This is a genomic window from Desulfovibrio sp. JC022, from assembly GCF_010470665.1.
GTDB lineage: Bacteria > Desulfobacterota > Desulfovibrionia > Desulfovibrionales > Desulfovibrionaceae > Maridesulfovibrio.
In genome coordinates this window covers 62,863-75,078 of record NZ_VOPZ01000007.1, presented here as the reverse complement: position 1 = coordinate 75,078, position 12,216 = coordinate 62,863, and the positions used below count along the sequence as shown (strand labels likewise).

At 47.3% G+C, this 12,216-nt stretch carries 10 protein-coding genes and 1 tRNA gene; 9 read left to right on the top strand and 2 right to left on the bottom strand.

Annotated features, from left to right (window positions below; genetic code table 11):
• The gene (locus tag FMS18_RS12280) at positions 1 to 384 is read right to left on the bottom strand and encodes a hypothetical protein (protein WP_163294950.1); all 384 of its coding nucleotides are present in this window, start codon (positions 382 to 384) and stop codon (positions 1 to 3) included.
• 335 nt (positions 385 to 719) lie between these two features.
• Here FMS18_RS12280 and putP point away from each other — a divergent pair, with 335 nt between their 5' ends.
• The 8 genes from putP to argH all read left to right on the top strand — a co-directional run bounded on the left by putP (position 720) and on the right by argH (position 9,702).
• Positions 720 to 2,192, top strand: a complete 1,473-nt coding sequence (putP, locus tag FMS18_RS12275) for a sodium/proline symporter PutP (RefSeq protein WP_163294948.1) — start codon at positions 720 to 722, stop codon at positions 2,190 to 2,192.
• Between the two features lie 145 nt (positions 2,193 to 2,337).
• A complete protein-coding gene (locus tag FMS18_RS12270) occupies positions 2,338 to 3,504 on the top strand; it encodes a class I SAM-dependent RNA methyltransferase (RefSeq protein WP_163294946.1) in 1,167 nt (388 codons plus the stop codon).
• A 132-nt stretch (positions 3,505 to 3,636) separates the two neighbouring features.
• Entirely contained in the window at positions 3,637 to 4,005 is a 369-nt protein-coding gene (locus FMS18_RS12265) for a response regulator (RefSeq protein WP_163294944.1), read from the top strand.
• Between the two features lie 79 nt (positions 4,006 to 4,084).
• Positions 4,085 to 5,065 carry a PhoH family protein gene (locus FMS18_RS12260; RefSeq protein WP_163294942.1) on the top strand — a complete coding sequence of 327 codons (981 nt, stop codon included), beginning with the start codon at positions 4,085 to 4,087 and terminating at the stop codon, positions 5,063 to 5,065.
• Positions 5,066 to 5,136: 71 nt separating this feature from the next.
• The gene (gene ybeY / locus FMS18_RS12255) at positions 5,137 to 5,520 is read left to right on the top strand and encodes an rRNA maturation RNase YbeY (protein WP_239061032.1); all 384 of its coding nucleotides are present in this window, start codon (positions 5,137 to 5,139) and stop codon (positions 5,518 to 5,520) included.
• A 206-nt stretch (positions 5,521 to 5,726) separates the two neighbouring features.
• Positions 5,727 to 6,704 (top strand): ornithine carbamoyltransferase, encoded by a 978-nt coding sequence (gene argF, locus FMS18_RS12250; RefSeq protein ID WP_163294938.1) that lies wholly within the window; start codon positions 5,727 to 5,729, stop codon positions 6,702 to 6,704.
• Positions 6,705 to 6,823: 119 nt separating this feature from the next.
• A complete protein-coding gene (locus tag FMS18_RS12245; RefSeq protein WP_163294936.1) occupies positions 6,824 to 8,059 on the top strand; it encodes an argininosuccinate synthase in 1,236 nt (411 codons plus the stop codon).
• A 260-nt stretch (positions 8,060 to 8,319) separates the two neighbouring features.
• The gene (gene argH / locus FMS18_RS12240) at positions 8,320 to 9,702 is read left to right on the top strand and encodes an argininosuccinate lyase (RefSeq protein ID WP_163294934.1); all 1,383 of its coding nucleotides are present in this window, start codon (positions 8,320 to 8,322) and stop codon (positions 9,700 to 9,702) included.
• Between the two features lie 145 nt (positions 9,703 to 9,847).
• On the opposite strand, the gene FMS18_RS12235 is transcribed toward argH, so the two are convergent.
• Positions 9,848 to 9,941, bottom strand: a tRNA-Sec gene (locus FMS18_RS12235).
• A gap of 197 nt (positions 9,942 to 10,138) precedes the next feature.
• On the opposite strand from FMS18_RS12235, the gene ftsH reads away from it, so the two are divergent.
• Positions 10,139 to 12,205, top strand: a complete 2,067-nt coding sequence (gene ftsH, locus FMS18_RS12230) for an ATP-dependent zinc metalloprotease FtsH (protein WP_163294932.1) — start codon at positions 10,139 to 10,141, stop codon at positions 12,203 to 12,205.
• Positions 12,206 to 12,216: the final 11 nt, after the last annotated feature.

Genomic DNA, 12,216 nt, shown 5'->3' with positions numbered 1-12,216 from the left:
TTATTCTTTGGTCTGGTTCGATTGTTCTATGACGGTCTGGTTGGCTGCGGTCCCATTCTGGTCCGGGGGCGCAATTTTATTTATGTGAATGGAAAGGGATATCCCGAGAATTATGAGGCCGGGCAGGGCGTAGAGAAATTTTTTGGCCCCTTTGGCGTGGGCAATGATTATGCCGATGGAAGTGACCATTACACCGATTTGACCGAGGATATCCACCAGCATGAATGGTTTCCCTTCCGGCAGGGTAACAATATAAACTATGATTGAGATGATGCAGTAAAGCAGAAAGAAGACGCCGAGTCCGCTATGGCCTTTCTTTTTGGCGTAAAATGATATTCCGATGATGGTCAGCAGGGCGATGCCTGCAATTACTAATGTGGGCAAGGGGAACCTCTTTTTTGGGCTGATTTAGTAGTGGGTTCTTTTTGTTTCAACTGGCAGATACTGTCAAGTTGTATGCCTCAAATAGGCGGGGAGGCTTAATAGTGCCTATGAGGAAAACGGTATGGTTTAAATCTTCGTTCATTAATTGCTGCTAATGAAAATAATGAACTTTTTGAATGAAAAACTGAATAATTTAATGCGTAATGATTAGATCGCCGTACAATATGCGCTGAAAAAAAATACCTTGTACATAAGTCTCATGGTGGTTAAATAGTATCCCCTTTTTACGTTTTAGGTTGTTTTTGTTTTCTTTACTTGTTCAAAAAGGATTTATTGTGATTCAAACTGAGACTTTACTTACTTTTGGTGTTTATCTGGTCTTCCTGCTGGCGGTGGGGTGGTATTTTTACAAACGTACTTCTAATATTGAAGGCTATATCCTTGGCGGGCGCGGACTCGGCGGCTGGGTTACCGCTCTTTCCGCACAGGCCAGTGATATGTCCGGTTGGCTGCTTATGGGGCTGCCCGGCGCGGTTTATCTCGGCGGTATGACCGAGGCATGGATCGCAATAGGTCTTTTTCTCGGTACTGCCTTGAACTGGATTTTTGTTTCCGCCCGTCTGCGCGTCTACACCCAGATGACTGACACCCTCACAATTTCATCCTTTTTTGAAAAACGGTTTAAAGATCCGACCAGCCTGCTGCGTGTAGGTTCAGCTGTTATTATCCTGATGTTTTTTACTATTTATTCTTCGTCCGGTCTGGTGGCGGCGGGTAAGCTTTTTGAATCTATGTTCAATATTGATTATTCCGTGGCCGTAATTACCGGGGCGGTGGTTATTGTTTCCTATACTTTCTTGGGTGGATTCATGGCTGTCTGTTGGACTGACTTTTTTCAGGGCGGATTGATGTTCTTCGCCATTGTTCTTGTGCCTATTTTGGGAACAATCGATAATGGCGGAATATCCGTAATCGAGGCGGAGATGGCAGCTAAGCACATTTCCACCAGTCTTTTCCATAACGGGGCCGGAGTTCCTCTTTCCATAGTTGCTATAATTTCTACCATGGCCTGGGGGCTTGGTTATTTCGGTCAGCCGCATATCCTGACCCGTTTTATGGGTATCAGTTCCATTAAAGAACTTCCTAAAGCCACAGCGGTTGCCCTTATCTGGGTAATTATCTCTCTTGCCGGGGCGGTTGTTGTTGGTATGGTTGCAATTCCCATGTTTGACGGTCTTCATGGCGGTGAGCAGGAAAAAGTATTCATTTACATGATTTCCAAGCTATTTAACCCTTGGGTTGGCGGCGTGTTGCTGGCGGCGATTCTTTCTGCGATCATGTCCACCATCGATTCTCAGCTGCTGGTTTCCTCTTCCGCACTGACTGAGGACTTTTATAAAAAGATTCTGCGCCGTGAAGCTTCTGAAAAAGAGCTTATGCTCGTTGGTCGCCTTTGTGTTCTGGTTATTTCCATCATTGCCATGAGCATGGCCCTGACTCCGGGCAACACTGTTCTTGGACTTGTTTCCTATGCTTGGGGCGGATTCGGTGCTGCGTTTGGTCCGGTCATCCTGTTTTCTCTGTTCAGTAGAAAAACAACTTGGATTTCCGCACTTTTCGGTATGGTTGTTGGTACTCTGGTGCTTATTTTCTGGAAAGATGCCGGACTTGGCGCAACCATGTACGAAATCGTCCCTGGTTTTGTGGCTAACTTCCTGACCATTATGGTTGTGAATATGTTTGCCCCTCAGAAAGATGAGCAGATTCTGGCTGATTTTAATGAAATGGAGGCAGCCCTTAAGAAATAGGGTTGTTGTTTATAAATTATATGTATATAAGGCTCTGCCCGCTCTATGGCAGGGCCTTTTTTTATTGAATCAAAGAGTGTAGGCTGAATTCTACTTGTCTGCATAAAATATATTTCGGGGCAGTCGATTGCCCGGTGAGGTTGATATGATGGATTTCGAACGTAAAAGTGTTGTGCTGGTTACTTGTCCCAAGGGCTTCAGCCCATATCTTGCTGAAGAGATGGGGCGGCTGGGATTCAAAATCCGGGCTGAGCTATATGCCGGAGTGGAAACCAAAGCATCCCTTAACGATTGCATGCGCCTCAATCTTTGGGTCCGCTGCGGGCACCGGGTAATGTATCAGCTGAAAAAATTCAAAGCCGACACCCCGGACGAGATGTATAATCAGGTTAAGGATATGGTCTGGGAAAATATTCTTGGACCGGATGACTATTTGACCGTGACTTCATCTGTTCGTACCGAGACAGTTAATGATTCCCGTTTTGCCAATGTGAAGGTTAAGGATGCCATTGTTGACCGTATCCGTGAAAAGTGCGGACGTCGTCCTTCTTCCGGTCCTGAGATGTCCGGCATTGTCGTGTTTCTACATTGGAAAGATGATGAATGTACAGTTTACCTCGATACTTCCGGCGTGCCTCTTTCTCGTCGCGGTTATCGTAAATTCCCGCATAAGGCTCCTTTGCAGGAAACTCTGGCAGCAACGTTGATCAGAGCTGCGCAGTGGTACGGGCGTGGTAATTTTGTTTCCCCCATGTGCGGTAGCGGTACACTTGCCATTGAAGCTGCATTGGTTGCGCTTAATGGTGCGCCGGGACTTATGCGTGAATATTATTCTTTTATGAAGCTTCCCGGATACAATCCTGAATATTGGGATAATCTCTGTATTGATGCAGAGGACAGGGAACGTGATTCTTTTGAAGGAAAGATCATAGCTACAGATCTCGATCCGGAAGCTGTTGAAGCTGCCAAAAAGAACGCCCGTGCTGCCGGGGTTGAGCATCACATTGAATTTGATGTTTGTGATTTCCGGGATACGCAAGTTCCTGACGGGAGCGGGGTGGTCATGATGAACCCTGAATACGGAGAGCGTCTCGGTAGTCGGACTAAGCTGGAAAAAATATACTCTGCAATCGGTGATTTTTTGAAAAATAAATGTCAGGGCTACAAGGGTTTGGTCTTTACCGGAAATCTTGAATTGGCAAAATTTATAGGCCTTAAAGCTTCCAAGCGTTTGATTTTTTATAATGCCAAAATTGAATGCAGGTTGTTGGAATACGAGATTTTTAAGGGCAGCCGCAAATCGCGTTATTAAGTTTTTTTCCTTAAAGGCTTGAAAATATTTTTTTTAGAAGTTAATTCCTAGCGTGACAGTTGCGTATTGAGAATAATGCCAATTGTCGGTCCATTGTCTGAGTAATTATTTTGGGAAGTTAAGGAGATTTTTATGCCCCGGATTCTCGTCGTAGATGATGATCCAATTTCACGTCAGGTTCTTAAAGCAATGCTTGAGAAAGAAGGGCACCTTGTTACGGAAGCCGAGGATGGAGTTAAGGCTGTAAAGGGGTACGACCGTAATCTGATCGATTTGGTTATCACAGATATTTTCATGCCGGAAAAAGAGGGTGTGCAGACTGTCAGGGAATTAATGAAAGAAAACCCGGATGTAAAAATTATCGCAGTGTCCGGCGGCAGTTCCTCTGCAAACTATGATTCGCTTGATTGGATTAAAATGTTCGGAGTTAAATACACTTTTACTAAACCTTTTGATGCCAAGGCTATACTTGCTGCTGTGGATGACCTTCTTGGATCATAATTTTCAATTCGTTTTAATTAGTTGCAACTTCGCTCATCCTGCCGTATTCCATCTTCCAAAAAAGAACGGGAAATAATTAATGGCAGATAAAGAAAAGTTTCGTGTTAAGCTTGAGTTTGATAATGTGGGACTGGCCAGCGTACTGTTCGGTGCCCAGAATGCAAATCTTGATCTTATTTCACGCCAATCCGGTGTCAGGATAGAGAGCAGGGGTAATTCCCTGCAACTTATATCTGAGAATGAAGAGCTTATCGATCCGGTGGCGAAAGCATTTACTCAGCTCTATAAGCTGCTTAAGTCCGGTAAAGAGGTTTTTCCGCAGGATGTGGAGGCCGCTTACCGCATTCTCTGCCGTGATCCGCAGGCCGACCTGATCAAAATTTTCCGGGATGAGCTTTTTGCTGTTTCTCCCAAGAAAACCCTTACTCCACGTACTTTGACCCAGCGGGCTTATTTTTCCGCCATTCGCGAGAATGATATGGTTTTCTCGGTTGGTCCTGCCGGAACCGGTAAGACTTATCTTGCTGTTGCCATGGCGGTTTATGCCTTGCAGCGTAAGGAAGTTAACAGGATTATCCTGACCCGTCCTGCTGTTGAGGCCGGAGAAAAACTCGGTTTTCTGCCCGGTGATCTGGTGGATAAAGTCAATCCTTATATGCGCCCTCTCTACGACGCCCTGTACGATATGCTTGATATGGGCAAGGTGCAGGATATGATTGAGGAAAATATTATTGAGATTGCGCCGCTGGCCTTCATGCGCGGACGGACGCTTTCCAATGCCTTTGTCATTCTCGATGAGGCGCAGAACACTACGCCTGAGCAGATGAAGATGTTCATCACCCGTCTCGGTTTCGGCTCCAAAGCTGTTGTTACCGGGGATATCACCCAGATTGACCTGCCTAACCGTGATCCTTCCGGGCTGGTGGAAGCCGTTAATATTTTGCGTGATGTGCGGGGTATAAGCTTTATAAAATTTGAAGATTCCGATGTTATCCGCCATCCGCTGGTGGCCCGGATTGTCAAGGCTTACGATTCTTATGAGTGCCGGGGCGGTAAGTAGTGGGGGTGAACCTGAGCATAGAATGTACGCCTGATGCGAATTTTCCTCTGACAAAGAGGGAGTTGCTCTGCATGGCTGACATGCTGCTTGAGGTTCTGGGAGCGGCAGGCTTTGACTTTGATCTCAAAATAGTCAATGATGCCGCCATTGCTGAGGTTAATGAAGAATTTCTGGGCTGTGTCGGCCCGACTAATGTGCTCAGCTTTCCTTTTTCTGAGACTCCCGATCTGGAAGAGAACAGCTTTTTAGGAGAGATAGTTTTGTCTGTGGATACCCTTGTCCGTGAAACCCGACTCTACGGCCAGCAGCCGGAAGAGCATACCGTAAGACTGCTTGCGCATGCAATGCTGCACCTTGCCGGGTATGATCACGGTCCTGAAATGTATTCACTTACCGACTCTGCTGTTGAATCTGTTGCGCCTGTTTTCCGACAGCGAATTTTGGGTTGGCAATAGTTAAAAAGCCAACCCGGTTCCTTGCAGCACGGTCCCGTCCGGGGCTGTCCATGTGCTGTTCTAGAGAAAATCCCGTTTTTTGTCCTTTTTTTGAATAAAGACCATGTATTTATGGTTTACAATGGCGGGGCTTATAGGCAATAATTCCCGATTGCTATTTTTTATTGTCAGTTAAGGCTCACCTCAAATATATCTGGAGTTTTACGATGATCAGACATCTCCTTAAAATTAATGATGTTCCCCGTTCAGAACTCGGTCAGCTCCTGCTGCGCGCAAAAGAACTTAAGGATAATAAAATCAGGAATAACGCCCTTGAAGGGAAGACCGTTATTATGGTTTTTGAAAAAGCTTCCACCCGTACACGGGTTTCTTTTGACGTTGCCATTGAGCAGCTCGGCGGTCATTCAATTTTCATGACTCCGGCGGAATCGCAGCTCGGCAGAAGTGAACCGCTGGAAGATACCGCACAGGTTCTTTCCCGCTACGCAGATGCCATTGTTGTCCGTACGTTCGGGCAGCAGAAGGTTCGCACCCTTGCTGAGAACAGTTCTGTGCCGGTCATTAACGCCCTGACAGACAGGTATCATCCCTGTCAGGTCTTAAGCGATATGCTGACCATCTATGAAAGAACTCCTGATCTTGCGAATGTACACGTTGCATGGGTCGGCGACGGCAATAACATGGCCCATTCATGGATCAATGCCGCTATTTATTTTCCCTTCTATCTGACCCTGGCTTTCCCCAAAGGATATGAGCCGGATCATGACATTCTTTCCCGTGCACTTGCCATGGGTGCGAAGATCAACCTCAGCTACGATCCTGCCGAAGCAGTTAAAGGTGCTCATTACGTGAACACTGACGTTTTCGCTTCCATGGGACAGGAAGAAGAGCAGAAGAAGCGTGAAATGGCTTTTGCAGCCTATCAGGTAAATGATAAGCTTCTTGAAAATGCTGATCCTGACTGCAAGGTCATGCATTGCCTGCCCGCACACCGTGGCGAAGAAGTTACTGCTGAAGTTCTGGACGGCCCCAGATCAATCATTTTTGATCAGGCTGAAAACAGACTGCACATGCAGAAAGCCATCCTTGAATGGTCTGTAAACGGTTTCGAAGTGGATTTTGATGCTGTTGAAAAACTGCTCGGACCTGCACAGGCAGTTCCGCACATGCATACTATTGAATAATATTTATTAAATAAAAGACAATTTAGCGCTGACAGCGGCGAAGCCTTAATAAAAGGTTTTGGGATTCTTAAACCCTTTTGCAAAAGGGTTTAAGCCGCCGGAGGCAAAGGATTTATAAGATGAGTAAAATTGAAAAAGTGGTATTGGCATATTCCGGTGGTCTGGATACCTCAATCATCCTTAAATGGATCAAGAAGGAATACAACTGCGAAGTTATCACCCTTACTGCCGACCTCGGACAGGGTGAAGAACTTGACGGTATTGATGAAAAAGCCCTTAAGACCGGCGCAACCAAAGCGTATGTTGAAGACCTGCGTGAAGAGTTCGCCCGTGATTTTATTTTTCCCGCTTTTCGTGCCGGTGTGATCTACGAAGGTCGTTACCTGCTTGGAACTTCCATTGCTCGTCCTCTCATCGCCAAAAGAATGGTTGAGATTGCTGAAATGGAAGGCGCACAGGCTGTTGCCCACGGCGCAACCGGTAAAGGTAACGATCAGGTCCGCTTTGAACTGGGCGCAATGGGCATGAACCCCAAGCTCAAGAATATCGCTCCCTGGCGTGAATGGGATCTAAAGTCCCGTACCGATCTTATGAGATTTGCAGAAGAGAATGATATTGAGATTCCCAACACCCGTAAGAAGCCGTGGTCTATGGATGCCAACCTGCTGCACGTAAGTTTTGAAGGTGCAGAGCTTGAAGATCCCTGGAATGCTCCTTCTCCTGAATCTTACCGTTACTGCCGTCCCATTGAGGAAGCACCGGATGAGCCTGAAATCATCACTATTGATTTTGAAAAAGGTGATCCTATCGCAATTAACGGCACCAAATATTCTCCGGCAGCCCTCATTGAAAAGCTCAATGAACTTGGCGGCAAGCATGGTGTAGGTCGTGTGGATATGGTTGAGAACCGTTTTGTGGGCATGAAGTCCCGCGGTGTGTACGAAACTCCCGGCGGAACCATCATGCACGTTGCTCATCGCGACCTTGAAGGACTTTGCATGGACCGTGAAGTCATGCACCTTCGTGACAGCCTGATTCCCAAGTACGCTGAAATGCTTTACAACGGATTCTGGTATGCTCCCGAACGTGTTGCTCTTCAGGCAATGATCGATGAAACCCAGAAGACCATCACCGGTACTGTTCGTGTGAAACTCTACAAGGGTAACGTCATTCCCGAAGGCCGTAAGTCTCCTTACTCCCTGTATCGCGAAGATCTCGCTACTTTCGAAGAAGACGAAGTATACGACCAGAAAGATGCCGAAGGTTTCATCAAGCTGGTGGGGCTGCGTCTCAAAGGCAAGACTTCTTCAGGCTCCGAATGGATCAAAGAAGGCGACGTCGAAGACGTAGATTAGCAATGTCTTTAATTGCCCGGACGGACAAGAGTTCGTCCGGGATTTCATATTTTAGCCTGTTTCGATCAATCGCTGACGACAGGCTTTTTCTTTGTTAAATTAAATTTCGCAACAACAAATATCTCTAGCGGCGGAGCCCTATCAAAACGTCTTTGAAAGAGAGGGGATGGGGTCTGGGGAAGGGGAGAGAAAATCTTTGGGCGTTAGCAAAGTTTTCTCTCCCCTTCCCCAGCCGCCGGAGGCATTCAAGGATCAAAAAAATGGCAGATAATAAATTATGGGGCGGCAGATTTGCTGCCAAGACCGCACAGTCCGTAGAAGATTACACTGAATCCGTAAGCTACGACCAGAACCTGTACCGCGAAGATATTTCCGGCTCTCAGGCTCACGCCAAAATGCTGGCAGAGCAGGGCGTGCTTACCGTAGAAGAGGCCGAGATTCTGGTCAAAGGTCTTGATCAGGTGCTGGAAGAAATCGAATCCGGTAAATTTGAATGGAAAAAGGAGATGGAAGATCTCCATATGAATATCGAAAGCAGGCTGACCGAGATTGTCGGTGCTGTGGGCGGTAAACTGCATACCGGACGCAGCCGTAACGATCAGGTCGCAACTGATTTTCGTCTGCACGTACTCCGTTCCCTTGAAGCATGGAAGACTGCGCTGGAAAAGTTGATCGCATCTTTTACAGCTAAAGCAGATGAGAACAGGGAGGTGCTGCTGCCCGGTTACACCCATCTTCAGCCTGCGCAGCCTGTCAGTCTTGCCCATCACATGCTGGCTTATGCTTGGATGTTTAAACGCGATCACAGCAGGGTAGTTGATTGCATCAAAAGAGCAAATGTCTGCCCGCTGGGTGCTGCTGCTCTGGCCGGAACCACCTATCCGCTTAAGCCCGCAACTTCCGCAAAACACCTCGGCATGGAAGATACTTTCCGTAACAGCCTTGATGCTGTTTCCGACCGTGATTTCGTTATGGAAGCCATGTTCGCCGGAAGTCTGGTGATGACCCATTTGAGCCGTATCTGTGAAGAACTGATCATCTGGGCCAACCCCTGCTTCGGCTTTATCAAGCTGCCTGATGAATTTTCCACCGGATCATCCATCATGCCTCAAAAGAAAAACCCGGACGTTTGCGAACTCATGCGCGGTAAGACCGGACGTGTCTACGGTGATCTTTTTTCACTGATGACCACCTGCAAAGGACTTCCGCTGGCTTATAACCGCGACATGCAGGAAGACAAAGAGCCTTTCTTTGATTGCGACAAAACTGTGCATGCTTCAGTGGTTATCATGGCTGATATGATGGATGCCATGGGCTTCAATCCTGAAAATATGGAATCCGCTCTCAAGAAGGGCTTTCTCAACGCCACCGAGCTGGCAGATTATCTTGTGGGCAAGGGCATTCCCTTCCGCGAAGCGCACCACATCACCGGATCTGCTGTTGCCAAGGCAGAAGCAGAGAGCAGGGGACTTGAGGATATGACTCTTGAAGAACTCAAGACTTTTTCAGATAAAATTGAAGAAGATGTTTTTGAGGTCCTTTCTTACGAAGCAGCGGTAAGACGCAGGGTTTCCCCCGGCAGCACCGGACCTGAATCCGTGGATGCTCAGATTGCTGAACTTAAGGCTTGGCTGAATAAATAAAAGACATCCACAGCATGATTTAAATATCAGGCCGGGACCTATGGCATAGCTATTCGGGTTCCGGCCTTTATCTTATTGCCATGAAGCCGTCTGAGCGATTATCATTTGAGATATGAGGAAAGAGGGATATATTTTAAAAAAGAAATGGCGGAAGTGTATAGGAGTCGAACCTACCGACGAGGGTTAACCCGTCCACTGGATTTGAAGTCCAGGCGCAACACCGGTTACGATACACTTCCGCTTCGAAGAAAAAAGGGCTAACAATTTTGCAGACAAAGGGCAAGCATTAATAATATTTTTGAATATGCCTTGCCTTTTCCCGAATTAGTCTTATTAATAGCTGATTGATACTGAAGAAAAAATGTAAATACAGTCCGGTGCTTGCCGCATATTGACAGGCTTTGGCAGTCCGGACGCATATCCAAGGAGATAGACTTTGAATAGTTTTGCCAAGAATCTCTTGGTCTGGGTAACCATCATGTTGGTGATGATTGTATTGTTCAATCTGTTTAACCAGCCGCAGACTTCCCAGCTCAAACTTTCCTACACCGACTTTTTAAGCAGGGTCGATGAAGGAGAGGTCCTTCAAGTTAAGATTCAGGGGCAGAAAATCAGCGGGGTAATGGTCGGTGACAAGCGTTTTGTCACTTACAACCCTGAAGATCCGGCCCTTGTTCAGAATCTGATCAAAAACAAAATTGAAGTTGTGGCTGAACCGGAAGAAGAGGCCCCATGGTATATGACATTGTTCATATCATGGTTCCCCATGTTGCTTCTGGTCGGTGTCTGGATCTTTTTCATGCGCCAGATGCAAGGCGGCGGTGGAGGAAAGGGCGGTGCCATGTCCTTCGGTCGTTCCAAAGCGCGAATGATTAATGAAGAGACCGCACGCGTAACGTTTGAGGACGTTGCCGGAGTTGATGAAGCCAAAGATGAACTTGCCGAGGTTGTGCAGTTCCTCAGCGAGCCTAAAAAATTCACCCGCCTCGGCGGACGCATCCCCAAGGGTGTGCTGCTGGTGGGCCCTCCCGGTACCGGTAAAACCCTGCTTGCCCGCGCTGTAGCCGGTGAAGCTGGTGTGCCTTTCTTTTCCATTTCCGGTTCCGACTTTGTTGAAATGTTTGTCGGTGTCGGTGCTTCCCGTGTGCGTGACCTTTTCGCACAGGGTAAGAAAAACGCACCCTGCCTGATTTTTATTGATGAAATTGATGCTGTGGGCCGTCAGCGTGGCGCAGGCCTCGGCGGCGGGCATGATGAGCGTGAACAGACCTTGAACCAGTTGCTGGTTGAAATGGACGGATTCGAGTCCAACGAAGGTGTTATCCTCATTGCCGCAACCAATAGACCTGATGTCCTTGACCCCGCGCTTCTGCGTCCCGGTCGTTTCGACAGACAGGTTGTTGTGCCTACTCCTGACGTTCAGGGCCGTGCGCATATCCTTAAGGTTCATACCCGCAAGACACCTCTTGCCGGTGAAATCGACCTTGATGTTATCGCTCGCGGTACTCCCGGTTTTTCCGGTGCGGACCTTGAAAACCTCGTTAACGAGGCTGCTCTGTACGCTGCAAAGAATAATCAGGACTACGTCAAGATGGTTGATTTCGAAGAAGCCAAAGACAAAGTCCTCATGGGCCGTGAACGCCGCAGCCTGATTCTTACTGATGAAGAGAAAAAGACCACAGCCTATCATGAGGCCGGTCATGCTCTCATCGCCAAGCTGCTTGAGAATTGCGACCCCGTACATAAAGTTACCATTATTCCTCGTGGCCGCGCTTTGGGTGTAACCCAGCAGTTGCCCGTGGATGACCGTCATAACTATAACAAAGGTTATCTTGAAGATACCCTTGTTATGCTGCTCGGCGGACGTGTGGCTGAAGAAATTATCCTTAATCAGGTTACCACCGGGGCCAGTAACGATATTGAGCGTGCTACCAAAATGGCCCGTTCCATGGTCTGCCAGTGGGGCATGAGTGAGAAACTCGGTCCCATGACTTTCGGTGAAAGTCAGGATCAGGTTTTCCTCGGTAAAGAGCTTGTTCAGCATAAGGATTTCAGTGAAGATACCTCCCGCCTTATTGACTCTGAGGTCAGAAGGATCATCGACACTGCTTATGAAACAGCCAACAAACTGCTCAGCGAAAATGAGGACACCCTGCATCTGCTTTCCGATGCTCTTCTGGATCGTGAAACCATTAGTGGTGACGATATAGATACCCTCATGGAAGGCGGCGAGCTTGCTCCGGTTGAGACTGTTACCCAGGTGAAGCCTGCTACGGCTGCAAGGGCTTACGGTTCTACTGCCAAGTCCGGTTACACACCTGTTTCTGAATCTGAAAAAGAAGAGGAAGCAGACAAGGGAGATTTCTCCTTTGAAGAGCAGCCGGAAGAAAAGGATGATGAATTCAAACTCTCAGAAGAATCTAATGAATCTGATGAGGCTGAAGTAAAAGAAGAGAAAGCTGAAGAAGTTAAAGCTTCTGAAGATAAAAAGAGTTCCGAATAAGGATTCAGGAT